The organism is Micromonospora okii (assembly GCF_020884795.1).
Lineage (GTDB): Bacteria > Actinomycetota > Actinomycetes > Mycobacteriales > Micromonosporaceae > Micromonospora > Micromonospora okii.
This window is the reverse complement of the sequence record NZ_BBZF01000013.1, coordinates 268,573-294,134: the sequence shown is the minus strand read 5'-3', so window position 1 is coordinate 294,134 and position 25,562 is coordinate 268,573. Positions and strand designations below refer to the sequence as shown.

26 protein-coding genes and 1 pseudogene are annotated in these 25,562 nt (G+C 74.0%); 16 read left to right on the top strand and 11 right to left on the bottom strand.

Features of this window, described 5'->3' with window-relative positions; translation table 11 throughout:
• Window positions 1-150: 150 nt before the first annotated feature.
• Both LPU43_RS04435 and LPU43_RS04430 read right to left on the bottom strand, forming a co-directional pair.
• A pseudogene (locus tag LPU43_RS04435) lies at window positions 151-717 on the bottom strand (YbjQ family protein).
• Between the two features lie 53 nt (window positions 718-770).
• Complete coding sequence (locus tag LPU43_RS04430; RefSeq protein WP_229398918.1) at window positions 771-1,454, bottom strand: S1 family peptidase; 684 nt, start codon at window positions 1,452-1,454, stop codon at window positions 771-773.
• Window positions 1,455-1,824: 370 nt separating this feature from the next.
• Between LPU43_RS04430 and purS the strand changes: the two genes are divergently transcribed.
• The 4 genes from purS (at window position 1,825) to LPU43_RS04410 (ending at window position 6,481) form a co-directional block, all read left to right on the top strand.
• Entirely contained in the window at window positions 1,825-2,088 is a 264-nt protein-coding gene (gene purS / locus LPU43_RS04425; protein ID WP_229398917.1) for a phosphoribosylformylglycinamidine synthase subunit PurS, read from the top strand.
• Entirely contained in the window at window positions 2,085-2,768 is a 684-nt protein-coding gene (purQ, locus tag LPU43_RS04420) for a phosphoribosylformylglycinamidine synthase subunit PurQ (protein ID WP_229398916.1), read from the top strand. Before purS ends, purQ begins: the two co-directional genes overlap by 4 nt.
• 64 nt (window positions 2,769-2,832) lie before the next feature.
• Window positions 2,833-5,721 (top strand): phosphoribosylformylglycinamidine synthase subunit PurL, encoded by a 2,889-nt coding sequence (gene purL / locus LPU43_RS04415; protein WP_229398915.1) that lies wholly within the window; start codon window positions 2,833-2,835, stop codon window positions 5,719-5,721.
• Between the two features lie 4 nt (window positions 5,722-5,725).
• Window positions 5,726-6,481 carry a 2-phosphosulfolactate phosphatase gene (locus LPU43_RS04410; protein WP_229398914.1) on the top strand — a complete coding sequence of 252 codons (756 nt, stop codon included), beginning with the start codon at window positions 5,726-5,728 and terminating at the stop codon, window positions 6,479-6,481.
• Between the two features lie 195 nt (window positions 6,482-6,676).
• Here the strand turns inward: LPU43_RS04410 and LPU43_RS04405 are convergent, their stop codons facing one another.
• A complete protein-coding gene (locus LPU43_RS04405; protein ID WP_229398913.1) occupies window positions 6,677-8,824 on the bottom strand; it encodes a carboxypeptidase-like regulatory domain-containing protein in 2,148 nt (715 codons plus the stop codon).
• Window positions 8,825-8,984: 160 nt separating this feature from the next.
• Here LPU43_RS04405 and LPU43_RS04400 point away from each other — a divergent pair, with 160 nt between their 5' ends.
• The 5 genes from LPU43_RS04400 (at window position 8,985) to amcA (ending at window position 13,700) form a co-directional block, all read left to right on the top strand.
• The gene (locus LPU43_RS04400) at window positions 8,985-9,362 is read left to right on the top strand and encodes a sterol carrier family protein (RefSeq protein ID WP_229398912.1); all 378 of its coding nucleotides are present in this window, start codon (window positions 8,985-8,987) and stop codon (window positions 9,360-9,362) included.
• Between the two features lie 145 nt (window positions 9,363-9,507).
• Window positions 9,508-11,049: an amidophosphoribosyltransferase gene (gene purF / locus LPU43_RS04395; RefSeq protein WP_229398911.1), complete on the top strand. Its 1,542-nt coding sequence runs from the start codon at window positions 9,508-9,510 to the stop codon at window positions 11,047-11,049.
• Window positions 11,050-11,113: 64 nt separating this feature from the next.
• On the top strand, window positions 11,114-12,268 hold the full coding sequence (purM, locus tag LPU43_RS04390) for a phosphoribosylformylglycinamidine cyclo-ligase (RefSeq protein ID WP_229398910.1): 1,155 nt from the start codon (window positions 11,114-11,116) through the stop codon (window positions 12,266-12,268).
• A gap of 132 nt (window positions 12,269-12,400) precedes the next feature.
• The gene (gene amcB, locus LPU43_RS04385) at window positions 12,401-13,507 is read left to right on the top strand and encodes a cyclophane-forming radical SAM peptide maturase AmcB (protein ID WP_229399322.1); all 1,107 of its coding nucleotides are present in this window, start codon (window positions 12,401-12,403) and stop codon (window positions 13,505-13,507) included.
• Window positions 13,476-13,700: a multiple cyclophane-containing RiPP AmcA gene (amcA, locus tag LPU43_RS04380; RefSeq protein WP_229398909.1), complete on the top strand. Its 225-nt coding sequence runs from the start codon at window positions 13,476-13,478 to the stop codon at window positions 13,698-13,700. The genes amcB and amcA overlap by 32 nt, the downstream gene beginning before the upstream one ends.
• A gap of 143 nt (window positions 13,701-13,843) precedes the next feature.
• Here amcA and LPU43_RS04375 read toward each other — a convergent pair whose 3' ends face one another.
• Together LPU43_RS04375 and LPU43_RS04370 are read right to left on the bottom strand one after the other, a co-directional pair.
• The gene (locus LPU43_RS04375; RefSeq protein WP_229398908.1) at window positions 13,844-14,053 is read right to left on the bottom strand and encodes a DUF3073 domain-containing protein; all 210 of its coding nucleotides are present in this window, start codon (window positions 14,051-14,053) and stop codon (window positions 13,844-13,846) included.
• Between the two features lie 316 nt (window positions 14,054-14,369).
• Window positions 14,370-15,452 (bottom strand): Glu/Leu/Phe/Val family dehydrogenase, encoded by a 1,083-nt coding sequence (locus LPU43_RS04370; RefSeq protein WP_229398907.1) that lies wholly within the window; start codon window positions 15,450-15,452, stop codon window positions 14,370-14,372.
• A 195-nt stretch (window positions 15,453-15,647) separates the two neighbouring features.
• Here LPU43_RS04370 and LPU43_RS04365 point away from each other — a divergent pair, with 195 nt between their 5' ends.
• Together LPU43_RS04365 and LPU43_RS04360 are read left to right on the top strand one after the other, a co-directional pair.
• On the top strand, window positions 15,648-16,487 hold the full coding sequence (locus LPU43_RS04365; protein ID WP_229398906.1) for a DUF8083 family protein: 840 nt from the start codon (window positions 15,648-15,650) through the stop codon (window positions 16,485-16,487).
• 284 nt (window positions 16,488-16,771) lie between these two features.
• Entirely contained in the window at window positions 16,772-16,981 is a 210-nt protein-coding gene (locus LPU43_RS04360; protein ID WP_007073996.1) for a BldC family transcriptional regulator, read from the top strand.
• 85 nt (window positions 16,982-17,066) lie between these two features.
• Here LPU43_RS04360 and LPU43_RS04355 read toward each other — a convergent pair whose 3' ends face one another.
• A complete protein-coding gene (locus LPU43_RS04355) occupies window positions 17,067-17,447 on the bottom strand; it encodes a PPOX class F420-dependent oxidoreductase (protein WP_229398905.1) in 381 nt (126 codons plus the stop codon).
• A 53-nt stretch (window positions 17,448-17,500) separates the two neighbouring features.
• Here LPU43_RS04355 and LPU43_RS04350 point away from each other — a divergent pair, with 53 nt between their 5' ends.
• The gene (locus LPU43_RS04350) at window positions 17,501-18,280 is read left to right on the top strand and encodes a class I SAM-dependent methyltransferase (protein ID WP_229398904.1); all 780 of its coding nucleotides are present in this window, start codon (window positions 17,501-17,503) and stop codon (window positions 18,278-18,280) included.
• 97 nt (window positions 18,281-18,377) lie between these two features.
• Here the strand turns inward: LPU43_RS04350 and LPU43_RS04345 are convergent, their stop codons facing one another.
• Window positions 18,378-18,665, bottom strand: coding sequence for a hypothetical protein (locus tag LPU43_RS04345; protein WP_229398903.1), 288 nt, complete (start codon window positions 18,663-18,665; stop codon window positions 18,378-18,380).
• 161 nt (window positions 18,666-18,826) lie between these two features.
• Here LPU43_RS04345 and LPU43_RS04340 point away from each other — a divergent pair, with 161 nt between their 5' ends.
• Both LPU43_RS04340 and LPU43_RS04335 read left to right on the top strand, forming a co-directional pair.
• Window positions 18,827-19,684, top strand: a complete 858-nt coding sequence (locus tag LPU43_RS04340; RefSeq protein WP_229398902.1) for a 3-hydroxyacyl-CoA dehydrogenase family protein — start codon at window positions 18,827-18,829, stop codon at window positions 19,682-19,684.
• A complete protein-coding gene (locus tag LPU43_RS04335) occupies window positions 19,681-20,424 on the top strand; it encodes an enoyl-CoA hydratase/isomerase family protein (RefSeq protein WP_229398901.1) in 744 nt (247 codons plus the stop codon). Before LPU43_RS04340 ends, LPU43_RS04335 begins: the two co-directional genes overlap by 4 nt.
• Before the next feature lie 66 nt (window positions 20,425-20,490).
• Here LPU43_RS04335 and LPU43_RS04330 read toward each other — a convergent pair whose 3' ends face one another.
• Window positions 20,491-21,831 (bottom strand): ABC transporter substrate-binding protein, encoded by a 1,341-nt coding sequence (locus LPU43_RS04330; protein ID WP_229398900.1) that lies wholly within the window; start codon window positions 21,829-21,831, stop codon window positions 20,491-20,493.
• A gap of 168 nt (window positions 21,832-21,999) precedes the next feature.
• On the opposite strand from LPU43_RS04330, the gene LPU43_RS04325 reads away from it, so the two are divergent.
• Window positions 22,000-22,389 carry a hypothetical protein gene (locus LPU43_RS04325; RefSeq protein ID WP_229398899.1) on the top strand — a complete coding sequence of 130 codons (390 nt, stop codon included), beginning with the start codon at window positions 22,000-22,002 and terminating at the stop codon, window positions 22,387-22,389.
• 38 nt (window positions 22,390-22,427) lie between these two features.
• Complete coding sequence (locus LPU43_RS04320; RefSeq protein WP_229398898.1) at window positions 22,428-23,135, top strand: DUF2786 domain-containing protein; 708 nt, start codon at window positions 22,428-22,430, stop codon at window positions 23,133-23,135.
• Window positions 23,136-23,223: 88 nt separating this feature from the next.
• Here LPU43_RS04320 and LPU43_RS04315 read toward each other — a convergent pair whose 3' ends face one another.
• The 3 genes from LPU43_RS04315 to LPU43_RS04305 all read right to left on the bottom strand — a co-directional run bounded on the left by LPU43_RS04315 (window position 23,224) and on the right by LPU43_RS04305 (window position 25,528).
• The gene (locus LPU43_RS04315) at window positions 23,224-23,739 is read right to left on the bottom strand and encodes an SRPBCC family protein (protein WP_229398897.1); all 516 of its coding nucleotides are present in this window, start codon (window positions 23,737-23,739) and stop codon (window positions 23,224-23,226) included.
• Between the two features lie 119 nt (window positions 23,740-23,858).
• On the bottom strand, window positions 23,859-25,097 hold the full coding sequence (locus LPU43_RS04310) for an RNA polymerase sigma factor (protein ID WP_229398896.1): 1,239 nt from the start codon (window positions 25,095-25,097) through the stop codon (window positions 23,859-23,861).
• Window positions 25,098-25,177: 80 nt separating this feature from the next.
• The gene (locus tag LPU43_RS04305) at window positions 25,178-25,528 is read right to left on the bottom strand and encodes a YciI family protein (RefSeq protein WP_229398895.1); all 351 of its coding nucleotides are present in this window, start codon (window positions 25,526-25,528) and stop codon (window positions 25,178-25,180) included.
• Between the last annotated feature and the right edge of the window lie 34 nt (window positions 25,529-25,562).

The window sequence follows — 25,562 nt, the reverse complement described above, 5'->3', positions numbered from 1 at the left end:
CGCCCACCCCCCGTCCCCGCTCGTTGATCAAGAGGTTTCGGTCACCGACACGCCCGTGGGTTGACGAAAACTTCTTGATCAACGGGGGTGGCCGGGGCCGGGGCCGGGGGTGGGGTGGGGGCCGGGGGTGGGGTGCGGGGCCTGGTGGGGTCAGGAGTTGCGGGTGGGGGTTTCGGCCGCGGTGCCCAGGTTCGGGGCGCTCGGCGGTTCGGCGATGCCACCGGGGGACTCGGCGAAGGACGGGTCGCTGGCCGTGTCGGCGGCGATCGCGGGCTGGTCCGTGGGCATCACGTCGGGGGTCTTGGCGACCACGATGACCGCCGTGCCGTACGCGCAGATCTCCATCCACATCTCGCCGCAGTCGCGGCTGTCGAAGCGCATCCCCACCACGGCGTTCGCGCCGAGGCGGCGGGCCTCCTCGCCGAGGCGGGCCACGGAGTCCGTACGCCAGCGGGTGAGGTTGTCCGGCGCCATCGGGTCGTACGCGCCGCCGCGCAGGTTCTTCACCCCCTCGCGGTACGGGTTGCGCGTCCTGGCCATCGAGGACACCACTTCGCCGAGGATCTGGCGGATCTCGTAGCCGGGCAGTTGATCCGTCGTCACGACCAGCACGCCTTGATGCTGTCGCACCGGTCGGCGGCCGGTTCGTCAGCCCTGGTCACCTGATCGGATGCTGCGAAACGGGTCGGCGCGGACGGCCGGCGCCGAGCCGACCATCCGCGCCGCCCGCGGTGTCAAGCGCCCAGAGGGGGCGCGGGAGGGGTGAACCGTCAGACACCGGCCGTCGAGCTGATCCAGGCCCGGCTGTACGCGACGCTGCCGTAGTTCTGGATGCTCTGGCCGTCGGCGGTGGAGGCGACGCCGACCTGCTGGCCGTTGTAGAACTGCGGGCCGCCCGAGTCGCCCCGCCAGGCGTTGCCGTTGATCCGGCTGCTGCGGATGGCCTGCCCGCCGTACGCGTCGGTGACGTTGGTGCTGGTCACCTGGACGGACGCGGTCTTGAGCTGGCTGGAGGGGGAGCAGCCGCTGTAGCAGGTCATGCCCCAGCCGTAGATCGTGTTGGTGGAGTTGATCGGCGGGTTGGTGCTGGCCAGCGTCACCGTGGAGGTGCTGACCGCGCTGGACAGCCGCAGCAGGGCCAGGTCGTAGCGGCTGTAGGAGGCGCTGACGGTGCGGGTGGTGCCGCCGGAGGAGTGGTAGACGCTGCCGACCCGGACGGACATCGAGCCGCTGACGCAGTGCTTGGCGGTGAGCACCCACTCGGGCGCGATGACGCTGCCGGAGCAGGTGAACGAGCCGTTGCTGAACACGGCGGCGGCCCACGGGGCGGAGGAGACGGTGCCGCCGCCGATGATGGGCTGGGGGCCGGCCGGGGCCGCGACGGCGCCGCTGGTGACGCCGAGGGCGCCGGCGAGGGCGACGCTCGCCACGGTGAGCAGGGAACGGATACGCATGGGGACGGACTCCTTTGGCCTCGGGAACCCGGGTTCGCCGGGTCGCCTCGTGCCGGGGGGCAGGGGGTTGACCCACCGGCTGCAATCCACCTATGTCGATGCATCGTAGGGCGGGGCGCTTGTTGCGGCAAGGGCTCAATCGAGACTTGGCGATGTAACAATTCGGCCTCCCCGGGGCGCGGTGAACCGCCTGCTCGGGGGTGTTTCGCGTGTGATCGAACGCGATGTCGCCCCACCTCCCGCCGGTTACGTCGATCACTGCCTGGACTCTCCCCGGCCGGTGCGGCTGGGGCGGTATCTGCCAGGTAGGCTGGCTGGGCTCGCCCGTTGTGGGTCGGCACCCAACTGCGTACACAGTCAGGAGTGCCCAGTGCCTCGCGTCGTCGTCGACGTCATGCTCAAGCCCGAGATCCTCGATCCGCAGGGCCAGGCCGTCGCAAACGCGCTGCCCCGGCTCGGCGTCAAAGACGTCGCCTCGGTTCGGATCGGCAGGCGGATCGAGATCGACTTCACCGGTGAACCGGACCTGGACCAGGCCCGGGAGATCGCCGACAAGTTGCTCGCCAACCCCGTCATCGAGGACTTCACCATCCGCCTGATCGAGGCCGACGAGACCGTGGACGCGCGCCAGTGACCGCGCGCGTCGGTGTGGTGACCTTCCCCGGTTCGCTCGACGACGGGGACGCCGCCCGGGCCGTGCGGATCGCCGGCGCCGAGCCGGTCCGGCTCTGGCACGGCGACCCGGACCTGCAGGGGGTGGACGCCGTCGTCCTGCCCGGCGGGTTCTCCTACGGCGACTACCTCCGCTGCGGGGCCATCGCCCGGTTCGCCCCCGTGATGGAGACGCTGGTCGACGCGGCCCGGGGTGGCCTGCCGGTGCTCGGCATCTGCAACGGCTTCCAGATCCTCTGCGAGGCCCACCTGCTGCCCGGCGCGCTCACCCGCAACCAGCACCTGCACTTCCGCAACCGCGACCAGCGGCTGCGGATCGAGGCGACCGGCACGGCCTGGACGAACGCGTTCCAGCCCGGCCAGGAGGTGCTCGTCCCGGTCAAGAACGGCGAGGGCTGCTACGTCGCCGACGCCGCGACGCTGGACCGGCTGGAGGGCGAGGGCCGGGTCGTCGCCCGCTACGTCGACGGCAACCCCAACGGGTCGCAGCGCGACATCGCCGCGATCACCAACCCCGCCGGCAACGTGGTCGGCATCATGCCGCACCCGGAGCACGCCGTGGAGGCCCTCACCGGCCCCTCCCTCGACGGCCTGGGCTTCTTCACCTCGGTGCTGAAGCACCTGGTGGGAGCCCCCGCGTGAGGGTTGGCGGCACAACCGGTCGGCTCCACCGCCCCTGCGGCGGCGAGCGCAGCGAGGAGAGGTCATGACCACCCATCCGGACCCGGCGGTACGCCCGACCCCGGGCGACTCCCCGGCGGTGCCCTTCGCGGCCCCCGTGGCGTCGCAGCCCGGCCCGGTCGACCCGGACCGGCCCGGCGCGGAGCCGGCCCGCCACCCCGACCAGGCCCGGCACGCGCAGTCCGCGCCGGCCGGTGACTGGGCGCACGGCCTCGACACCGTGCCGCGCGCCGTGGAGACCCCCGACGAGCTTCAGCCGTACGCCGAGCTGGGCCTCCGCGACGACGAGTACGACCGGATCCGGCACATCCTCGGCCGGCGGCCCACCCAGGCCGAGCTGGCCATGTACTCGATCATGTGGAGCGAGCACTGCTCCTACAAGTCGAGCAAGGTGCACCTGCGCCAGTTCGGCGAGAAGGCCCCGCCGAGCGACCGGCTGCTCGCCGGCATCGGGGAGAACGCGGGCGTCGTCCGGGTCTCCGACGAGCTGGCGGTGACCTTCAAGGTCGAGTCGCACAACCACCCGAGCTTCGTCGAGCCGTACCAGGGCGCGGCGACCGGCGTCGGCGGCATCGTCCGGGACATCCTCGCCATGGGCGCCCGCCCGGTCGCGGTGATGGACCCGCTGCGCTTCGGCGCGGCCGACCACCCCGACACCGGCCGGGTGCTGCCCGGCGTGGTGGCCGGCGTCGGCGGCTACGGCAACTGCCTCGGCCTGCCCAACATCGGCGGCGAGGTCGTCTTCGACCCCTGCTACCAGGGCAACCCCCTGGTCAACGCGCTCTGCCTCGGCGTGCTGCCGGTCGACCGGCTGCAGAAGAAGGAGGCCACCGGCCCCGGCAACGTCGTGGTGCTGATGGGCGCCCGGACGGGCCGGGACGGCATCGGCGGCGTGTCGGTGCTGGCCAGCGCCACCTTCGACGAGGGCAGCGAGCAGCGCCGCCCGTCCGTGCAGGTCGGCGACCCGTTCATGGAGAAGCTGCTCATCGAGGCGTGCCTGGAGCTGTACGAGGCCGAGCTGGTCGTCGGCATCCAGGACCTGGGCGGCGCGGGCCTGACCTGCGCGCTCACCGAGACCGCCGCGTCGGCCGGCACCGGCATGCGGGTGTGGCTGGAGCGGGTCCCGCTGCGCGAGGCATCGATGGAGCCGCAGGAGATCCTGGCCAGCGAGTCCCAGGAGCGGATGCTGCTGGTCGTCGCCCCGGACAAGCTGGAGGCGGTGCTCAAGACCGCCGAGAAGTGGGGCGTCTGGGCGACCGCGATCGGCGAGGTCACCGCGCCGTCGCCGGACGGCCGGCCGGGTCGGTTGGTGGTCACCTGGCGCGACCAGCTCGTGGTGGACGTCCCGCCGGGCTCCCTGGTCGACGACGGTCCGGTCTACGCCCGCCCCATGCGCGAGCCGGCCGACCTGATCCTGCTCCAGGCCGACCGGGCCGAGACGCTGCCCCGGCCGTCGACGCCGGAGGCGCTGCGCGAGACCGTGCTGCGCATGATCGCGTCGCCGAACCTGGCCGACAAGGGCTGGGTCACCGAGCAGTACGACCGGTACGTGCTGGGCAACACCGTGCTCGCCCAGCCGGAGGACGCCGGCGTGATCCGCATCGACGAGCGCACCGGCCTCGGCGTGGCCCTGTCGCTGGACGGCAACGGCCGGTACGCCCGCCTCGACCCGTACCACGGCACGAGGCTGGCGCTGGCCGAGGCGTACCGGAACGTGGCCGTGACCGGCGCGAAGCCGATCGCCGTGACGAACTGCCTCAACTTCGGCTCCCCGGAGGACCCGGGCGTGATGTGGCAGTTCGCCGAGGCCGTGCGCGGCCTGGCGGACGGCTGCCAGGAGCTGGGCATCCCGGTGACCGGCGGCAACGTCAGCTTCTACAACCAGACGGGCGCGGCGGCGATCCACCCGACCCCGGTGGTGGGCGTGCTCGGCGTGCTGGACGACGTCGCCGCCCGGGTGCCGATGGGCTTCGTCCCGCGCCCCGCCGGCGAGCACGACCAGCTCTTCCTGCTCGGCGAGACGCACGTGGAGCTCTCCGGCTCGGAGTGGGCGTGGGTGACCCACGAGCACCTCGGCGGCATCCCGCCGCAGGTCGACCTGGGCCGCGAGCGGCAGTTGGCCGAGCTGCTGGCCGAGGCCGGCCGGGTCGGGCACCTCAGCTCCGCCCACGACCTCTCCGACGGCGGGCTCGCCCAGGGGCTGGTCGAGTCCTGCCTGCGGCGGGGCGTCGGCGCGGTCGTCGCGGTGCCGGAGCAGTTCGCCGGCGGCTCGATGCCGTTCGTCTTCCTGTTCAGCGAGTCGGCCGGGCGGGTGCTGGTGTCGGTGCCGCGCGGCCACGAGAAGGCGTTCACCGCGCTCTGCGCCGCGCACGGGGTTCCGTGGGAGGCCATCGGAATCACCGACCCGGCCGGCGGTGCCCTGGAGGTGCACGGCCAGTTCCGCATCGGCCTGGACGAGCTGCGCGCCGCGCACACCGCGACGCTGCCCCGCCTCTTCGGCAACTCCGAGCTGGCGGAGGCGGACGCCCCGGTCGCACAGGCGAGCGCTCCGGTGGCGGACGCCGACGCTCCGGGCGGGCAGGCGGACGCCCTGGTCGCGCAGGCCGACGCGGACGTCGACGCTCCGGTCACGCAGGCCGACGCCGCGGTCGCGGTCGTCGACGCTCCGGTGGCGCAGGCGGCCCCGGTCGCGGATGCCGGCTTCCCGGGCGCACGGGATGCGGCTGCGGCCGTGCCGGTGACCGACGAGGGCGAGCAGGCCACGCCCGGCGCGCCGGAGGCCGCCGACGCGCTGGCTCCGGTCGACGCACCCGCCCCGGTCGACGCGCCCGTAACCGGGCAGCCGACCGAGGCGGAGCGGGCTGCGGAGCCCGCCGAGGCCGGCCCGGGTGACGCCCGGCCCGATCAGCGCTGAGGCGGTGAGCCCGGCCGTCTTCGCCCAACCCGCCTCCGGTGCCCGGTTCGACTGGGGGCTGAGCGGGGCGGCGGAGCTGGGCCGGGTCTGCGCCATCCTGGTGGTGGTGGACGTGCTCTCGTTCACCACCGCCGTGGAGGTGGCCGTCGCCCGGGGGATGCGGGTACACCCGTTCCCCTGGGGCGCGCAGGCGGCGGAGTACGCGCGCCGGGTCGGCGCGGTCGCCGCGGTGGGCCGCCGGCAGACGACCCCGGAGCACCCGTGGTCGCTCTCCCCGGCGGCGCTGAGCACCGCGCCGGTCGTCGCCGACCTGGTGCTGCCGTCACCGAACGGGTCGGCGATCAGCGCCGCCGCCAGCGCCACCGGGCTGCCGGTGGTCGCCGCGTGCCTGCGCAACGCCCAGGCCGTCGGGCGGTGGCTGACCGACCGGGGGTACGGGTCGGTGGACGCCCCGATCGGGGTGGTCGCCTCCGGGGAGCGCTGGCCGGACGGCTCGCTGCGCCCCTGCGTGGAGGACCAGCTCGGGGCGGCGTGCGTGCTCGACGCGCTCTCCGGCGTACCCGGCGGCCTGTCGGTGGAGGCGGCGATGGCACTCGCCGCGCTGGCCAGCACCCCGGACGTGTCGGCCGCCGTGCGCGGCTGCGTCTCGGGGCGGGAACTCATCGAGGGCGGCTTCGCCGGTGACGTGGAGATCGCCGTTCAGGCCGGCGGATCAGCGGTGGTCCCGGTGCTGCGCCAGGGCGTCTTCTCCGCCGCCTGAGCGGCCTCGCCCCGACCCGGGGCGCGCTTCGGACGCCCGACCCCTTGGCGGAGTCCCGTCGCCCCGACCTTGCGTCGGTCACAGGGTGCTCCGCCGGCAGGCGAGCCGGGGCCGGAAGGGAAGAGAGCGGCTGCCCGGATCGGGCAGCCGCTCTCTCGTCGTTCGGGTGCGGGCGACGAATCGGCCCGCGGGCGGTCAGTCGTCCAGCCAGTCCAACCGCCGGCCGCCACGGTCCTGCTGCGGCGGGCCGTCGGGGCGACCCCGGTCCGTCTGGGTGCGGTCGTCGTAGTGGCCGCCGCCCTGCTGCCGCTCGTAGCTGGTCGGCTCGTCGTAGCCGCCGCGCTGCTGCGGGGGCTCCTGGCCATACCCGCCGGACTGGCCGTAGCCGCCGGACTGGCCGCCGTAGCCCCCGGCGCCGTAGCCGCCGCCCTGCTGGCCGGCCTCGTAGCCGCCCCGCTGGTCGTACCCGCCGGACTGGCCGTAGCCGCCGGACTGGCCGTAGCCGCCGGACTGGCCGCCGTAGCCGCCGCCCTGCTGGCCGGCCTCGTAGCCGCCCTGCTGGCCGTACCCGCCGCCGCCGGCGGGCTCGCCGCCCCGGCCGCCGTACTGCGTGTCCGGCTGCCCGTAGCCGTGCCCCTGGTCGGCCTGGTAGGTGCTCGTCGGGTACGGGTCGGCCGGCGGGGTGTACGAGGACGTGCCCTCGCCGGTGTACCGACCGGTCGGCTCGTCGTAGCGCTCGCCGTACCCGCCGCCCTGGCCCTGCCCCTGGTATCCGCCGGCGGAGGCACCGTAGTCGCGGTTGCCGTAGCCGCCGCCCGAGGCCGGGGCGTCGCTTCCGTAGCTGCCCGCGCCGCCGTACCCGCCGCCGGACGCGGGCGCGCTGCCGTAGCCGCTCCCGGAGGCCGGGGCGCTGCCGTAGCCGCTCCCCGAGGCCGGCGCGTCGCCGTAGCCGCCGCTCGGGGAGGCGCTGCCGTAGCCGCTGCCCGAGGCGGGGGAGTCGCTTCCGTAGCCGCCCGCGCCGTAGCCGCCGCCGGAGGCCGGGGCGCTGCCGTACCCGCTGGCCGCGCCGTAGCCGGCCCGGGTCTCGTCGCCGTAGCCGCCGCCCGACCAGCCGCCCTGCTGCCCGCCGTCCGCGCCGTACGGTTCGGGTGCGCCGTAGGGATCCGGCGGGACGTCGTCGACGACCGGCCGGTGCATCATCGTCGGCGCGTCGCCGAGGGACGTGCCGCCGACCATCGTCGGATCGGGCCCCGCGCCCGGCCGGTCGACCACCCGGGTCTTGTCGTCCAACCCGCCGTACGCGCCCCGCGCGGCCGGGACCGCGCCCGCCGCCGCAGCGGCGCCGCCGAAGCCGTCGTCGTCGGCGGCGGCGTCGCCGCCGTTCTCCCGGCGGCGCATCCAGAGCAGCACGATGGTGCCGACACCGACCGCCACGAAGAGGCCGCCGAGCAGGATGAGCAGCCAGTTCCCGAAGCCGCCGGAGTCCTCATCCTCGGCGGCGGCGTTCTGCGGCACGCCCGGGCTGGCCTCGGTGGTGTCCTCGACGACCTCCTCCTCGTCGGAGGGCTCCTCGCTGGGCAGCGGCTCCTCGCTGGCCGACGGCGTGGGGCTGGGGCTCGCCTCGACCTTGACCGCGAGGCTGATCCGCTGCCCGGTCACGCTCTGGCCGGCGCTCGCGTTGAAGGACGTGGTGTTCCTGACCGAGCCCTGGATCGCGCCGAGGTCGATGCGACCCGGGGTGATGGGCCGCTCCGAGCTGCCGGTGAAGCGGAAGTTGCCGCTGCCGTCGCTGGTGGTCTCGTAGCGGTGGCCGGCGCCGTCCTGGATCATCACCGTGGCCCTGGACACGGCCTCGCCGTTGGCCGCCGCGACGACCTTGCCGGAGACCGACCGCACGGTCTGCGTCTGCTGCTGCGTCGGCGTCGGCTCGGCCTTCGCCTTCACGCTGACCTGGAAGGTCGCGGTGGCGGAGTCGGAGTTGTCGGGCACCACCTGGACGGTGACGGTGGCCCCGCCGGCGTTGGGCGCGCCGTCGCTCGCCTTGATCGTCAGAAGCTGGGGCCTCGGGGCCTGCCCCATGAACCTGATCTGGCCGCAGCCGCTCGCGCAGCTCACCCCGGACGGCAGCCCGGTCAGGCTGATCCGGGCGGTCTGGTCGCCCTCGCCGGGTGTGACCTGCACGGCCACGGTGGCGTCACTGCCGGCGTTCAGGTTGATCGAGCCGGGTGAGACGGAGACGCCGGCGGCCAGCGCGGGTGTGGCGGGGCCGGCCAGCAGGGCGCCGACCATCAGCGCCACGACCACACCCGCCCGCTGCTTCCAGGCACGTCGGTGTGTTGACACGTCCACCGCCTTCCGGTCTGACTTCCCCGGCCCGGCGAGGCGCCGGGCCCGGATTCATCACGGTTCGAATACGCCGTCGGCAACTATGCCTTGTCTGACCGGATCGGCGCGACCCAGGGCCAGCGTCGAAAGCGCCGGAGCCGGGTCGTATCGTCCCGTCGTGTCCTCTCCGCACATAAAGTCCGCAGCGGTTGCCGCAGCGCTCGCCGCGCTCGCCGAGGGCCGTACGCCCGATCGGCCCGTGCTGCGGGAGGCGGTCCGTACCTTGTTGACCGCCCTCACGGAGCGTGCCCCCGGCCGATCGGTGGAGGTGCGCGTCCCACCTTACGGTGCAGTTCAGTGCATTTCCGGTCCCCGACACACCCGCGGCACCCCGCCGAACGTCGTCGAGCTGGACCCGATCACCTGGCTGGAGGTCGCGACGGGCCGACTGAGCTGGGCGGAGGCGGTCGGCGCGGGCCGTGTGCGGGCCAGCGGCGGGCGGGCGGACCTCTCCGCACACCTTCCGCTCCGCTCCGTCGACGAATCCGACATCTGATCACCGAACGGAGGCGAATCGTGACTTTCTGTATCGACAGCGATTCGCGTACACTGTCAGGTGACGACCATGGTCCCGGCCGAGCAGCGCGGATCGCCCCCTGATCCCCGCCCGGCCAGCCCAGACCAGCATGAGGGAGCGGCAGGTGCCCCGAGGCGACGGCCGGCTGAGCCACGACCTTGACCCCCAACGACCCGGCCCACAGGACGCCTGCGGCGTCTTCGGCGTCTGGGCGCCCGGGGAAGAGGTCGCCAACCTCACCTACTTCGGGCTCTACGCCCTCCAGCACCGGGGACAGGAGGCCGCGGGGATCGCGGTCAGCGACGGTTCCGGCGTGGTGGTCTACAAGGACCTCGGCCTCGTGGCGCAGGTCTTCGACGAGCCCACCCTGGCCAGCCTGCGGGGGCATCTGGCGATCGGGCACGCGCGCTACTCGACGACCGGCGGCTCGACCTGGGAGAACGCCCAGCCGACCATCCGGTCCACCAGCGCGGGCACCACCATCGCGCTGGCCCACAACGGCAACCTGGTCAACACCGCCGAGCTCCAGCGCGAGGTCGCCGAGCGGGGCCTGGTGGCCGACGGCGCGACCAACGACACCTCCCTGGTGACCATGCTGCTGGCCGCCCGGCCGGACCTCTCGGTCGAGGCCGCCGCGATGGAGATGCTGCCCCGGTTGCGCGGCGCGTTCAGCTTCGTCTTCATGGACGAGTCGACGCTCTACGCCGCCCGCGACCCGCACGGCGTGCGTCCGCTGGTGCTCGGCCGGCTGGAGCGCGGCTGGGTGGTGGCCAGCGAGACGGCCGCGCTGGACATCGTGGGCGCGAGCGTCGTGCGCGAGGTGGAGCCGGGCGAGCTGATCGCCATCGACGAGGACGGCCTGCGCTCCAGCCGGTTCGCCGCGCCGGAGCCGAAGGGCTGCCTCTTCGAGTACGTCTACATCGCCCGCCCCGACGCCACCATCGCCGGGCGCAACGTGCACTCCGCCCGGGTGCAGATCGGCCGCCAGCTCGCCAAGGAACACCCGGTCGAGGCCGACCTGGTCATCCCGGTGCCGGAGTCCGGCACCCCGGCTGCCATCGGGTACGCGGAGGAGTCCGGCATCACCTACGGCGCCGGCCTGATGAAGAACCCGTACGTCGGCCGGACCTTCATCCAGCCGTCGCAGACCCTGCGCCAGCTCGGCATCCGGCTCAAGCTCAACCCGCTGCGGGAGAACGTGCGGGGCAAGCGCCTGGTCGTCGTCGACGACTCGATCGTGCGCGGCAACACCCAGCGGGCCATCGTGCGGATGCTGCGCGAGGCCGGCGCGCTGGAGGTCCACGTACGGATCTCCTCCCCGCCCGTGAACTGGCCGTGCTTCTACGGCATCGACTTCGCCACCCGAGCGGAGCTGCTGGCCAACGGCCTGGACAACGACGGCATCCGGCGCTCCATCGGCGCGGACACGCTGGGCTACGTCTCGCTGTCCGGCCTCATCGCCGCGACCGAGCAGCCGAAGACCCGGCTCTGCCGGGCCTGCTTCGACGGGGAGTACCCGATCGAGCTGCCCGCCGGGAACCTGATCGGCAAGCACGTGCTCGAAGGAGTGGGTCGCCGGGTCGCCGACGCCCCGGACGACGCCCCAGGGCGCGCCACCCCACCGCTCGTCGCCACCCAGGGCGGCGCGACCGCACACCGCCCATAGCACCGCCCGATGCGGGCCGACCGGCCACCGCCGGACTCCGCGAGAACCACAAAAGGGGAGAACCGTGACGCACGTGTCCGAGCGCAGCGGCACAGGAAGCAGCCCGACCGGCGCCGGCGGCGACCGCCAGCCCTGGACGGCCGGCACCGGCCGCGCGGCGCGCAAACGCTCGGTCTCGTACGCGGACGCCGGCGTCTCGATCGAGGCGGGTGACCGCGCGGTCGAGCTGCTCAAGTCCAAGGTGAAGCAGACCCGCCGGGCCGAGGTCATGGGCGACCTGGGCGGCTTCGCCGGCCTGTTCCGGCTGGACACGAAGAAGTACCGGAGCCCGATCCTGGCCTCCTCGACCGACGGCGTCGGCACGAAGCTGGTGATCGCCCAGCAGCTCGACATCCACGACACGATCGGCATCGACCTGGTCGCCATGGTCGTCGACGACCTGGTGGCCTGCGGCGCGGAGCCGCTGTTCCTGCTCGACTACATCGCCACCGGCGAGGTCGTCCCCGACAAGGTGGCCGAGATCGTGGCGGGCATCGCCGACGGCTGCCGCTACGCCGGCTGCGCGCTGCTCGGCGGCGAGACGGCCGAGCACCCCGGCGTGCTGCGCCCGGACGAGTACGACGTCTCCGCCACCGGCGTCGGCGTGGTGGAGGAGAGCGAAATCCTCAGCGCGGAGCGGGTCGAGGTCGGCGACGTGGTCATCGCCATGCGCTCCTCGGGCCTGCACTCCAACGGGTACTCCCTGGTCCGGCACGTGCTGCTGGGCGCCGGCCGGATGCGGCTGGACGTGGTGATCGACGACTTCGGTCGCCAGCGCACCCTCGGCGAGGAGCTGCTCACCCCGACCAAGATCTACGCCCAGGACTGCCTCAAGCTGATCGCCGAGGCCGAGGTCCGCTCGATCGCCCACGTCACCGGCGGCGGCATCCCCGGCAACCTGGTCCGCGTCCTGCCGGAGCACGTCGATGCGGTGGTGAACCGCGCCACCTGGAAGCCGCAGCCCATCTTCGACCTGATCCAGTCGAAGGGCCGGATCGAGGACCAGGAGATGGAGGCGGCCTTCAACATGGGCATCGGCATGTTCGCCGTCGTCTCCGCCGAGGACGCCGACCGCGCCCTGGCCACCCTGACCGGTCGGGGCGTCGACGCCTGGCAGGCCGGCGAGATCATCGAGGGCACCGGCCGGGTGCAGATGGTGGGCCAGCACACCCGGGGCTGACGATCACTCAGCGTTGATCAACCGCGCACCTGATCGGGGGTTCACCCGAGCGGCCGTCGCCGCCTAGCCTGAAGGACACCCTTCGGGCCAGGAAGGAGGGCGATGGCTGCTCGGGAACGGCCGGTGGGCGGGATGCGGGGGCTCTCCCCGATCCCGTCGTACGTCGTGATGCAGCCCACCACCCTCTGCAACCTGGACTGCGCGTACTGCTACCTGCCGCTGCGGGCCGCGGACCGGCGGATGCCGGTCGCGGTCGCCGAGGCCGTCGCCGCCTCGGTGAACCCGTGGGCGGAGGCCGGCCGGTTCTCGGTCGTGTGGCACGGCGGGGAGCCGCTGGCGGCGGGCCGGGAGCACCTGGCCGCGCTGCTCGGCCCGTTCGGACCCCGGGTCGAGCACCACGTGCAGACCAACGCCACCCTGCTCGACGACGCCTGGTGCGAGTTCCTCGCCGCCCACCGGGTGCGGATCAGCGTGAGCGTGGACGGGCCGCGCGGGCGCAACGGCGACCGGGTGACCCGGGCGGGCCGGCCGGCGTACGAGCGGATCGTGCGCGGGATCGCCGCGCTGCGCCGGCACGGGCTGCCGTTCTCGGCCCTCGCGGTGGTGAACGACCCGACTCCGGGTCGGGCCGCCGAGCTGTACGCCTACTTCCTCGACCTGGGCTGCGAGGTGCTGGGCGTCAACATCGAGGAGACCGAGGGGGTCAACACCCGGGGCAACGCCCACGACGCGGCCGCCGTGCGGGCGTTCTGGGCGGAGCTGGTGGCGGCCTGGCGCCGCGACCCCCGCATCCACCTGCGCGAGGTGGAGTGGTCGCTGCGGTACGCGGCGGCGGTCCTCGACGGCACGGCCGACGGCCTGCTGCCCCGGCGGCTCGACCCGATCCCCACGGTCGGCCACGACGGGTCGGTGGTGGTGCTCAGCCCGGAGCTGGCCGGCTTCACCGATGCCCGGCACGGCGACTTCAGCAGCGGCAACGTGCTGGCCACCCCGCTGGCCGAGATCGTCGCGGGCGCCGCGCGCAGCACCCCGTGGGTGGGTGAGTTCCTGGCCGGGGTGGAGGCGTGCCGCCGGTCCTGCCCGTACTTCGGCTTCTGCGGGGGCGGGCACGCCGCCAACCGCTACTTCGAGCTGGGGCGTTTCGACGGTACGGAGACCGAGCACTGCCGCAACAGCAAGATCCACTTACTGGAGGGAGTGTTGGACCATGCCCGAGAACACGGGACGCGGGCCGTCTGAGCACGTCGGGGACCCGGTCGCCGAGCGGGTGCGCGACGCCGAGGCGGGGTTGGCCGCGCTGCTCCAGGAGGCGGAGGACGCGCGCCGGCTGCGTGCGGAGGCGTCGGGTGGCGACGGTGCCGGCGCGGTCTGCGCCTGGAACCACTTCGAGAACGTCCCGACGTTCTACAACTGGAACAACCGGCCCCGCTGAGGTGTGTGCCTCCGAGGATCAAGGATCTGCCGATCGTCCGGAACGACGCCCGGTGGGCAGATCCTTGATTCCCGGTTGGTAAGTCGGCCCCCGGGTGCACGCACGAGCACGCGGACTACCGCGTGCTCAGAGGTTCCCGGAGGTCAACGGGCCGGACGGACCCAAGGGTCCGGGTCCTCGTGGTCCTCGTCATCGTCGTCGACATACTCTTTGTAGTCGTCGTCGAAGTCGTGGTTCGACTTACCAGCACCCGCCAGTTCGCGCTGCAAGGCGGTGAGGTCGGTGTTCGGGGAGTGGTACTTCAACTCCCGGGCCACCTTCGTCTGCTTGGCCTTAGCACGGCCGCGCCCCATGGCTCGACCCCCTCGCACAGAATTCGGGGCAGCCCGAAGGCGGGCCCCGATGACGTCAGGCATCTCTCGTGGCTCTTACGGTACATGGGGATGCCGCCCTTCGGCACCTCGGGTTACCGCAGGCCGGCTCTGCGCGTCGCAGTCATCCGGCCGTCACCGATTGTACCGGCGTAAGGGGTGGCCGCCGAATCACCCGTGACACCGGGCAGTTGGGCAGGAATCACCCCGATTTCAGCGTAACGCCCCCGCCGCTCGCCCGTGCCCGACTGGCCCGCCCGACCCGGGGCGTTGTCGCTCCGGGCCGGGCGTGTGACATTTACCGCAGGTGGATGCTCCGCAGTCGGCCTACCTCGGCCATCCGCCGCTCGGCGAGCCGGTCCGCCGCCACCGCCGGGGGGACGCCCTCGTCGTCGGCGAGGCGCAGGATCTCCCGGGTGGTGTCGTAGATCCGCGTGGCGCGCAGCTTGGCCCGGTCGAAGTTGAAGCCCTCGATCTCGTCGGCCACCTGGATCACGCCGCCGGCGTTCACCACGTAGTCGGGGGCGTAGAGGATGCCCCGGTCGGCGAGGAGCTTCTCGATGCCCGGGTGGGCGAGCTGGTTGTTGGCCGCCCCGGCGACCACCTTCGCCCGCAGCCCCGGCACGGTGTCGTCGTTCAGGGCGCCGCCCAGCGCGCACGGGGCGTACACGTCGATGTCGGCGGCGACGAGCGCGGTGGCGTCGTCGACCAGCTCGACCTGCGGGTGGGTGGCGCGCACCCAGGCCAGGGCCTTCGGGTCGACGTCGGTGGCCACCACCTCGGCCCCGTCGTCGACCAGGTGCCGGGCCAGGTGCCGGCCGACCTTGCCCAGGCCGGACACGCCGACCCGCCGACCCTTCAGCGTCGGCGCGCCCCAGACGTGCTCGGCCGCGGCCCGCATCCCCTGGAACACGCCCCAGGCGGTCAGGACCGAGGAGTCGCCGGCCCCGCCGTGCTCGACGCTGCGGCCGGTCACGAAGCGGGTCTCCCGGGCGACCACGTCCATGTCGGCGACGTACGTGCCGACGTCGCAGGCGGTGTAGTAGCGGCCGTTCAGCGACTCGACGAAGCGGCCGTACGCGCGCAGCAGCGGCTCGCTCTTGAGCTGCTCCGGGTCGCCCCAGATGACCGCCTTGCCGCCGCCCAGGTCCAGCCCGGCCAGCGCGTTCTTGTACGCCATGCCCCGGGATAGGGCGAGCACGTCGGCCAGCGCCGCCTCCTCGCTGGCGTACGGGTAGAACCGGGTGCCGCCGAGCGCGGGGCCCAGCGCCGTGGAGTAGATCCCGATGATGGCCCGCAGGCCCGTCTGGGTGTCCTGGCAGAACACCACCTGCTCGTGACCGGTGGATGACGGGTCGTCGGTGCTGGTGAATACGCCCATGGCTGACTCCTGTGACGGTGTGCGTCCTTGTGGGACGCGGACCTGGTGGCGCGCCGGCGGGATGGTGCCGGTGTGCCGAGCCTAATATCGGTCGACGCCGTAGTCGCCTGCTCGCGTTCGCGCCGGCCGCGTGGCGTGGCGCGATCCGGGGGCGCTGCGGGCGTACCGGGTCGGGTGTCGTGGGAGGATCGCGCAGTGCCGTCGCTCTTCGCTTCGTACCTGCGGGTGTACGAGCCGCTGACCGCCTTCGACCGGGACCGCCAGGCGTTCTGGCGCCGCTACGTGTCCGAGGGGCGGGCGGTGGCCCCCTCCGAGGGGCCGGGCCGGCAGCGGAGCGCGGTGATCGAGGCGCTGGGCGCGGGCTGGACGCGCCTGCCCGACCTGCCCGAGGAGGCGTACGTCCTCGAGGTCGACGACACCCTGCTGGTCTGCCCGTGGAACCTGCGCATCCGGGTCGCCGAGGCCGCGCTGAGCGCGCGCGACGGCGTGCCGGCGGTGCTGGCCGACGCGTTCGTGCCGTCGGTCCTGGCCGGGCAGGCCAAGGCGGTCGTGGAGGACTGGCGCAGCGGTGCCCGGGTGCTGGAGCACGGCGTGCCCCGGGTGCACGAGCAGATCGCGACCTGGGGCGTGCCGCTGCGCTGGTTCGTGCTGGTCGACGCCGAGGAGCGGGAGCTGGTCACCCGGCCGGGGCGGCGCGAGCTGCGGTACCGCACGGAGATCTCGAAGGCCCGCCGCCGGGCGTCCCGGGCGCTGTCGGTGCTGCGCAAGACGGTCGGGGAGGCCCCGATCACCGAGGCGGTCGAGGAGGCCGCGCGGTGGCTGGAGGAGTTCCACCCGCGCTCGATGGTGGAGCTGGACTATGGCGGCCTGGTCGATCTGCTCAACGACGAGACCCTCGCGGCGGACGACTCCCCGGGGCTCGTCGCGGCCGGCCTGACCGGTCTGTCCAAGGGGGAGTCGGAGGAGGCGTCGGCGGCGTACGACCGGCTGGTGGCCCGGTGGCGGGCGATCCAGTTGCTCGAACGCTGCAACTAGCCCCACCTGCGGGAAGACCCGCCCAAGTGGCCGCAGAACACCCCCGGAAGGGGGCCGGACGCGAGGGTTGTTCGTAGTTGGTGCATCACCATCAGTGATTATGAGTCCGAATAAGGCAGTTTCTGGGGTGTATTAGTCGTATAAATCGGGCATGGTTCATCCGTCCGTCTAGGGACCTTCGGCCGTTCGGCCCATGTCGGACATCGGGGACTAGCCGGACCATGGGAGACGCGTCGGCCGGCGGGACCCCGGCCGATGTCTATACCTGTGGAGGAGTGACCGATATGGCATCGCGAACGCACGAACCGGAGCCGCTGCTCACACCGGCCGAGGTGGCGTCGATGTTCCGTGTCGACCCTAAGACGGTGACCCGGTGGGCCAAGGCCGGCAAGCTCAGCGCCATCCGCACCCTGGGCGGCCACCGTCGCTACCGGGAGTCGGAGGTTCGGGCCCTGCTGCAGGGGCAGATCCCCCAGCAGCGCCAGGGGGACTGACCGGCCGGGAGTTCTCAGACGTACGAGATCAGGGGTGGTGGGCCGACGGTCCGCCACCCCTGTTCCGTCTCCGGGCCCGCCCGCATCACCCGGGCAGGGTGATGCGGATGCCCACCGTGCCGCCCTCGCCCCGGCGCAGCCGGCTGCCCAGCAGGCTCAGCCGACCCACCAGCCGGTACTTCTGCTTCAGCAGCTCGCGGATCCGGCGGGTCTCCGCCGGGCCGCAGATCGTCGCGTGGCCGGGCACCGCCTCGCCGTGCGGCCGGCCCCGCAGGTCGCACGGGGCGACCGTCACCTCGCCGCTGCGCCGGATCCGCTTCACCTTGCCCGAGTCCACGACGGTCCAGGCGGCCAGGGCGTCGCCGTCGCGGACCGCCCACACCGGGGTGGGCACCGCGCGCCCGTCCTTGCGGAACGTGGTCAGCAGCACGTACTTCTCGGCGCCCAGGCGGTCCAGGATGGTCACGCCGCCAGGATACGGCCGAGTGGCGGCGTCGCAGCGGAGTTAGCGTGAACCCCGTGACCGGGGAACCCAGGATCGGCGACGTCTTCGGCGAGCTGCTGCGCGACGCGCTCGCCGTGCAGACCGGGATCGGCCCCCGGCCGCTGGCCGGCGGGCGGCTGCCCCGGCCGGTCATCGAGGTGATCGAGCGCGACGACGGCCTGATCAACGGCGCGCCCGCCGCCCACTACCTCGCCGGCCCCGACCAGTGGGAGCCGTACGACCACCGGGCCGTGGACCGGGTGCGCGGCGAGACGCTGGACATCGGGGTCGGCGCGGGCCGGATCGCGCTGCTGCTCCAGGAGCGCGGCGTGCCGGTGACCGGGCTGGACACCTCGCTCGGTGCGCTGAAGGTGTGCCGGCGGCGCGGCGTGCGCGACCTCGTCCACGGCACGGTCGACTCCCACGTCGCCGACGGCCGCCGGTACGACACCTTCCTCCTGCTCGGCAACAACCTCGGGCTGTTCGAGGGGCGCGACCGGGCTCCGGCGTTCCTCGCCGCGCTGGCCGCCCTCGCCCGCCCCGGCGCGCGGGTCATCGCGCACGGCACCGACCCGTACGGCACCAGCGATCCCGTGCAGACGGAGTACCACGAACGCAACCGGCGGCGCGGCCGGCTCGGCGGTCAGTTACGGCTGCGACTGCGCTACCGGGAGCTGGGCACCGGGTGGTTCGACTACCTGGTCTGCTCGGTCGCCGAGCTGGCCGACCTGGTCCGGGGCACCCCGTGGCGGCTGACCGACGTGGACGACCGGGACGCGCCGTACTACCTGGCGACGCTGACGCTGGCCGGCTGACCGGCCCCGGCGGGCGGACGACCGTTCCCGGCGGGTTCCGGCGGCCGGACGACCGGCCCCGGGCGGCGCGGGTGCCGCCGCCCGGGGGCCGCGCGCCTCAGACCTGGACGGTCGGGGGAAGCGGCTCGGGCGGGAGCCCGCCGTCGCCGTCGACGACCTCGTCGGGGGTGCCGTCCTCGTCGAGGTCGACCATCGTGATGTCCACCTTGCCGTCACCGTCGGTGTCGAACTGGAACAGGTCCGCCCGGCCGTCGCCGTCGGTGTCGACCACCCAGACGTCGGTCCGCCCGTCGTTGTTGGTGTCCGCGCGGAGCAGGTCGACGCGCTCGTCGCCGCGGGTCTCCACGGTCTCCCCGTTCCCCACGCTCTGCGGTGCCTGGCTCATGTCGGGTCCTTCCCTCGGTTGACGGCCGTCCTTACCCGGATCGACGCGCCCCCACGCATGCCGCCCGTGCCAGGGCTGCATAGGGTCGCACCCATGAGCCAGCGGAGCGAGCGGCTTGGCGCGGCGGACACCCCGCGCGCCGGGGCCAGCGAGGAGATGTCATGAGCGGCCGTTTCGTCGTCGTCGGGGCCGGCACCATGGGCCTGGGCATCGCCTACGTGGCCGCCGGGGCCGGGTACGGCGTCGAGCTGGTCGAGGTCGACCCGGGCCGGGCGGCGGCCGCCGGGGCGCGGCTGGCCGAGCTGTGGGAACGGGCGGTACAACGCGGGAAGCTCACTGTCGACGAGGCGGCGGCCAACCGGGACCGGGTCACGATGCGCGGCGCCCTCGGCGAGGTCGCGGTCGAGCCCGACGTGATCGTGGAGGCCGTGCCGGAACGGCTCGACCTCAAGCGTGCGGTGCTGGCCGACGCCGCCGCGCTGCGCCCCGCGCTGCTCGGCAGCAACACGTCCAGCATCGCCATCGCCGAGCTGGCCGCCGGGCTGGACCGCCCCGAGCGCTTCGTCGGCCTGCACTTCTTCAACCCGGTCTGGGCCATGGCCCTGCTGGAGGTCGTGGTCGGCCCGGCCACCGCCGACGAGACCACCGCGGCGGCCGTCGCGCTCGCCGGCCGGCTCGGCAAGGACCCCGTCGTGGTACGCGACATGCCCGGCTTCGCCACCTCCCGGCTCGGGGTGACCCTCGGTCTGGAGGCGATCCGGATGGTCGCCGACGGGGTGGCCGACCCCGCCGACATCGACAAGGCGATGGTGCTCGGCTACAAGCACCCCGTCGGCCCGCTGGAGCTGACCGACCTGGTCGGGCTCGACGTGCGGCTCGACATCGCCCGCACCCTCCAGGCCGCGTACGGGGACCGGTTCGCGCCGCCGCCGCTGCTGGAGCGGATGGTCGCGGAGGGGAAGCTGGGCAGGAAGTCCGGGCAGGGCTTCTACCGGTGGGAAGGCGGCGTGAAGCGGTGAGCGGGCTGCGGATCGAGGAACGGCCCGACCGGCTGGTGGTGACGCTGGACCGGCCGGAGAAGCGCAACGCGATCGACGCCGACCTGATCGCCGAGCTGCACGCCGTCTGCGCCGAGCTGGAGGCCCGGCCCCGGCTGCTGCTGCTCACCGGCGGCGCGGAGGGCATCTTCGCCGGCGGGGCGGACATCGGCCAGCTCCGCGAGCGGGGTCGGCTGGACGCGCTCGCCGCCATCAACTCCGCCGCGTTCGCCCGCGTCCGGGCGCTGCCGATGCCGACCGTCGCGGCCGTCGACGGCCCCGCGCTGGGCGGCGGCGCCGAGCTGGCGTACGCGTGCGACCTGCGGGTGTGCACCGCCCGGGCGGTCTTCGGCCAGCCCGAGGTGCGGCTGGGCATCCTGGCCGGGGCCGGCGCGACCCACCGGCTGCCGGCGCTGATCGGGGAGGCCCGGGCCAAGGAGCTGCTCTTCACCGGCCGCCGGGTGGACGCCGCCGAGGCGCTGCGCATCGGGTTGGTCAACCGGGTCGTCGACGAGCCGGCCGGGCTGCTGCCCGCCGCGCACGAGCTGCTCGACGAGATGGCCAAGGGGTCGGGGCTGGCGCTGCGGCTGACCAAGCTGGCCGTGGACGCGCCACCGGCCGCCCACCCGCACCTCGACCTGGTCAGCCAGGCGGTGCTCTTCGAGGACGAGGAGAAGCGGCGGCGGATGACCGAGTTCCTGGAACGCAGGCGTCCCCGCTGACCCGTGCGCCGAGACCGCGACGGCCGCCGACGCGAACCCGCGCCGGCGGCCGTCGTGGCGGTGCCGTCAGTGCCGGATCTGCACGCCGGAGTCGGCCAGCGCCAGGATCACCTGGGCGGACTCGGCGAAGCCGATGACCAGCACGGCGTCGGCACCGTACTCCTTGATCTCGCGGGCCCCGGCGGTGAAGTCCACCGGCGGCGCCTTCGCGTCGGCCGGCGGGTCGTACGTCAGCAGCTTCACCTGGCCGCCGCCCACGCCGACGCGCTCCAGCTCGGCCCGCACGCTCTCCTGGAGGCCCTCGCCGTAGGAGTCCTTCCGGGCGACCAGCACGATCTTGTGCGGCCCGTCGCGCAGGATCACGTCGGCCAGCGCCCGCCCCTGGAGGCTGTCCGGCGGGGCGGTGCGGAAGTAGAGGCCCTTGTCCTCCATCGACGTCAGCCCCGCGTCGGTGTTGGACGGTGCGAAGAGCACCAGGCCGGCGGCGACCACGTCCGGCAGGATGGCCCGGGAGATCCCCGAGGCGCCCGCGCCGATGATGACGTGCACGCCCCTGGCGACGTGCTTGGCCAGCGTGGCCTTGGCGACGGCCGGGTTGGTGCCGTCGTCGCCGTCGACCCAGACCACGTCCGCGCCGAGCACCCCGCCCGCGGCGTTGATGTCCTTGATCGCCAGCGCGATCCCGGCGGCCATCGGCGGGTACGCCAGGACCAGGTCGCCGCTGCGCGGCAGTAGGCCGCCGAGGACCAGCGGCGCGGAGGGGGCCTTTCCGCCGCTCTGCCGGGCCGGCCGGGGCGGCTTCTTCGTGCTCGCCGCCGTCTCGTCGCCCGCGCCCACGAACTCGGTCTTGCCGTCGTCGATCCGCTTCTCGCCGAAGGTCAGGGTGCCGTAGCTGGCCGTGGCCGGCTCCCCGGCGTCGGTGAACCCGGCGCGGGTCAGCGACACGCCCCGGTACTCGATGTCCTGGCCGTTGCGGGCCAGCCGCAGGCAGGTCGCCGGCTCCTCGCACCGCCGCCCGTCGTTGGTGACGCCGACGATCTGCTTGGCGATCGAGGCCGGCTCGGTGCTGCCGGCGAGCTGCGCCGCCAGGGCGCTGATCACCACCGCGTCGTACGCCTCGGCCGAGTAGAGGTAGTCCTGGAGCTTGGGGTCGACGGACCGGAGCCGGTTCTTGAAGGCGTCCGGCAACGGCGTGAGCGGGGTCGTGCCCTTCATGCCGTCGATCAGGTCGGCGCGCTCCTTGAGCTCCGCCGCGTAACCGCTAATCATGGTGCCGTCCGTGCCGTAGAGGCGGACCTGGGTGACGGTCGCCTCCTCCGGCTGCTCGGTGCCGCAGGCGGCACCGGCGAGGAGCAACGCCCCGCAGGCGACCAGGGTGGCGGCGCGCGAGCCGTGTGATAGGGGCATGGTCGTCCTTCCTCCGGCGAAGGTCCGTTGCGCAGATTAGCGTGCCCGGCTGGGCGACGGGGGCGCGGAGGTGCGCCAATTCCCAGCTAGCCCCGCATTCGCCCCCCGGCGACCGGCGTGATGCTGGCAACTCGTCACTGCTTGACCACCCGTCGTACAGTTCGCCGCGTGACGGACGTACCGCAGCAGACGCTGGACGACGCGACCGCAGTCCTCCACTCGGCCCTCGCCGGGGACGGCGAGGCCGTGGTGGGCGCCTTCGACAAGGTGGTCGACCGGGCCGGCCTCGCCGGGGCGTACGGGGTGGCCTGGTGCCTGGCGGCCACGATGGTCGGGGAGGTGCCCGCCTCCGGCGGCGCGGCGCTGGACTTCCCGGGCATCGACGAGGCCGAGTACGACACGCGGTGGGTGGCCCGCTTCGTCAGCGCGTACGCCAACGCGGACGCCGACACCGGGGAGGCGCTGTTCGGCGCGGCGGTCGCCGACGGCCTGCTGCCCGACTGCCTGCTCACCCTCGCCGGCTCGACGATCGCCACCCTGCGCAGCCGGGCCGGCTGACGCCTCCCACGCCCGGCGGGTGTGGTAGCTGTGGTGACATGTCGGAGGCCATGCTCGCCAAGGTGCGCAAGCTGCTGGCGAAGGCCGAGAACCCGGCCTGCACGCCGGAGGAGTCGGCCGCGTTCACGGCCAAGGCCACCGAGCTGATCGCCCGCTACGGCGTGGACCGGGCCCTGCTGGCGGCCCGCGACCCGACCACCGACCCGGTGGGCGACCGGGTGGTCGAGGTCGTCGCCCCGTACGCCCGGGACAAGGCCGGCCTGCTGGCCGCCGTCGCCGACCCGCTGCGCTGCCGCTGCGTCCGCCGCCGGCACGGCACCGGCTTCGCCATGCACCTGTTCGGCTTCGCCAGCGACCTGGAGCGGGTCGACCTGCTCTTCACCTCGCTGCTGGTGCAGGCCGCGCACGGGCTGGCCGGGGCCGTCGTGCCGGCGGGCGAGCACCCGGCGGCGTTCCGGCGCTCCTGGCTCGCCGGGTTCGCCCGGGTGATCGGCGCGCGGCTGGCCGAGGCGGAGGCCGGGGCCGTCACCGGCTCCGGCGCGCCGTCGGTCGCCCTGGTGCTGGCCGACCGCTCGGACCGGGTCCAGCGGCGGGTCGCCGAGGTCTACCCCCGGCTGCGCACCGCCGCGCCGCGCCGGCTCGCCGGCACCGGCTTCGCCTCGGGCGCCGCCGCCGGCCGCCGCGCCGACCTGGGCGGCCGGGGCGTGACCACGGACGCCCGCCCCGGGCGCGGGATCGGCCGCTGAGACCCGGCGGTGAGCTGGCCGTGCGGCACCCGGGGGACGCCGCGCGTGGGGCTGGCCGCCGGCCGGGAGGCACGGGAAGACGGGCCGATCAGAGGCGGTGGGCGCGGACCGAGGCCAGGTAGCGGGAGAGCAGCTCGTGCCAGCCCACGGTGAGGGCCTGCCGGAAGCCCTCGGCGGCCTCGCCGTGGCGGTCGAAGTGCCGGTGCTCGACCTCGACCCGGGTCGCCTCCGGGCCCTCCGGCGAGAACAGCACCTCCACCTCGCTGGCCCGCGCCGGATCGGGAACGGGGAGCCGGTCCGGGCCGATCTGCCAGACGAAGACCAGGTGCCGGGGTGGCTCCCAGGTGAGCACCCGGCCCCAGTCGGCCCGGAAGCCGTGGGGGCCGATCTCGTAGAGCATGCCGCCGACGCGGGGCTCGATGCCCAGCGCGGCCAGCGCGGCCGGCCCGGACCAGGTGTACTCCGGCACCCACCACTGCGTGAGGGCCTCGGTGAAGACCGCGAAGGCGCGCTCGGCGGAACCGGGGACGAGGAGACCACTGCGGACCGAGTACCGTTCGACGTCCTGCCGGATGCCTGTCGGGCCGTCGATCTCCTGTCCCATAGGCCCGGACAGTACCGGCTGCTGCCCCGGCCCGCAGCCTCGTTCCGTCCGATATCCGGTGCATTGCGTCCGGTGACCGGACGAAGGGCCCGAGCGCCGCCCACCGACCGAGCGTGCTCTCACCCTTCAGGGGTGCCCGGCTGCTCGATCGTGTCCAGCCGACGTCGGAGGAGATCCCGTTCCGGTGCGGTGCCGGCCAGGTCGAGCGCCCTCCGGTACGCGTCGGCCGCCTCGGCGTGGCGGCCGGCCCGGTGCAACAGGTCGGCCCGGGCGACCGCGTAGGGGCGGTAGTCGCGCAGCAGTGCCTCGCCGGCCAGCGCGTCCAGCAGCACCGAGCCCGCCTGCGGGCCGTCGCGCATCGCCACGGCGACCGCGCGGTTCACCGCCACGATCGGGGACCCGGTCAGCGCCAGCAGCACGTCGTAGAGCGCCACGATCTGCGGCCAGTCGGTGGTGGCCACGTCGGCCGCCTCGTCGTGCAGCGCGGCGATGGCCGCCTGTACCCCGTACCGGCCGGGCGGCCCGCCGGTCAGCGCGACCCGGACCAGCCCGAGCCCCTCCTCGATCATGGCGCGGTCCCAGCGACCGCGGTCCTGATCGTCGAGCAGGACCAGTTCCCCGTCCGGCCCCGTGCGCGCGTCGCGTCGGGCGTGGACGAGCAGCATCAGGGCGCACAGCCCGGCCACCTCGCGCTCGGCGGGCAGCAGCCGGCGCAGGATCCGGGCCAGCCGGATGGCCTCCTCGGCGAGGTCGATCCGTTGCAACCGGGGGCCGGCGCTCGCCGCGTACCCCTCGGTGAAGATCGAGTAGACCGCCTGCAGGACTCCCGGCAACCGCTGCGGCAACTCGTCCGCCGCCGGCACCCGGAACGGGATGCGCGCCTCTCCGATCTTCTTCTTCGCCCGGGTGATCCGCTTGGCCATCGTCTCCACCGGCACCAGGAACGCCCGCGCGACCTCGGCCGTGGTCAACCCGGCAAGGAAACGCAGCGTCAGCGCGCCACGGTCCTCCGTCGGCAGCGCCGGGTGCGCGCAGGTGAAGAACAGCAGCAGCCGCTCGTCCGGCAGGTCGTCGTCCGCCTGAGGGGCCGCGACGGGGCCGGCCCGATCCGCCTCCGCCTGGAGGATGGCCAGCCGCGCCGCGTACGCCTGGTCGCGGCGCAACCGGTCGATCACCCGGCGCCGGGCGGTAGTCATCAGCCACGCTCCCGGCCGGGGCGGAACCCCGTGGACCGGCCAGGACATCAGGGCCGCCTCGACGGCCTCGGAGGCGGCCTCCTCCGCCAGGTCCAGGTCGCCGAAGCGGCGGACCAGGGCGGCCAGCAGCCGGCCGCGTTCCTCGCGGAACACCGCGGCCACCGACTCGATCGGCGTCCCGTGTGGTGCCGGCGACGCCTCGTCCGGCGCTACGTCGCCGGCCGCCCCTGCGTCCACTGCGGTCAGCCGCCGAAGTCGGCCACCGGCCGGACCACCACCGAGCCGTCACCGCGGGCGCCGGGGCAGCGGGCCGCCCAGTCCAACGCGGCATCGAGGTCCGGTACGTCGATCACGTAGAAGCCGCCGAGCACCTCGCGCGTCTCGGCGAACGGCCCGTCGGTCACGACCCGCTGGCCGTCCGACTCGACCCGCACCGTCGTGGCGGTCACCAGGTCGGCCAGCGACTCCCCGGAGACGAAGACGCCGGCGTCCCTGACCTCCTTGTCGTACGCCATCCAGTCCTCGACCACGCAGCCGGTGTTCACGCCGTTCCCGTCCACCGCACCAGCGTTGATCAGCAGCAGGTACTTCACGATCCGTCTCCTGTTCGTCGTCGCCCTCGTGCGG

Excerpts from the sequence above, each read along its gene's own strand:
- LPU43_RS04430 (WP_229398918.1), bottom strand. The coding sequence starts at position 1,454 with ATGCGTATCCGTTCCCTGCTCACCGTGGCGAGCGTCGCCCTCGCCGGC.
- purL (WP_229398915.1), top strand. The coding sequence starts at position 2,833 with ATGACCACCCATCCGGACCCGGCGGTACGCCCGACCCCGGGCGACTCC.
- amcB (WP_229399322.1), top strand. The coding sequence starts at position 12,401 with ATGCGGGGGCTCTCCCCGATCCCGTCGTACGTCGTGATGCAGCCCACC.
- amcA (WP_229398909.1), top strand. The coding sequence starts at position 13,476 with ATGCCCGAGAACACGGGACGCGGGCCGTCTGAGCACGTCGGGGACCCG.
- LPU43_RS04375 (WP_229398908.1), bottom strand. The coding sequence starts at position 14,053 with ATGGGGCGCGGCCGTGCTAAGGCCAAGCAGACGAAGGTGGCCCGGGAG.
- LPU43_RS04370 (WP_229398907.1), bottom strand. The coding sequence starts at position 15,452 with ATGGGCGTATTCACCAGCACCGACGACCCGTCATCCACCGGTCACGAG.
- LPU43_RS04360 (WP_007073996.1), top strand. The coding sequence starts at position 16,772 with ATGGCATCGCGAACGCACGAACCGGAGCCGCTGCTCACACCGGCCGAG.
- LPU43_RS04345 (WP_229398903.1), bottom strand. The coding sequence starts at position 18,665 with ATGAGCCAGGCACCGCAGAGCGTGGGGAACGGGGAGACCGTGGAGACC.
- LPU43_RS04340 (WP_229398902.1), top strand. The coding sequence starts at position 18,827 with ATGAGCGGCCGTTTCGTCGTCGTCGGGGCCGGCACCATGGGCCTGGGC.
- LPU43_RS04330 (WP_229398900.1), bottom strand. The coding sequence starts at position 21,831 with ATGCCCCTATCACACGGCTCGCGCGCCGCCACCCTGGTCGCCTGCGGG.
- LPU43_RS04320 (WP_229398898.1), top strand. The coding sequence starts at position 22,428 with ATGTCGGAGGCCATGCTCGCCAAGGTGCGCAAGCTGCTGGCGAAGGCC.
- LPU43_RS04315 (WP_229398897.1), bottom strand. The coding sequence starts at position 23,739 with ATGGGACAGGAGATCGACGGCCCGACAGGCATCCGGCAGGACGTCGAA.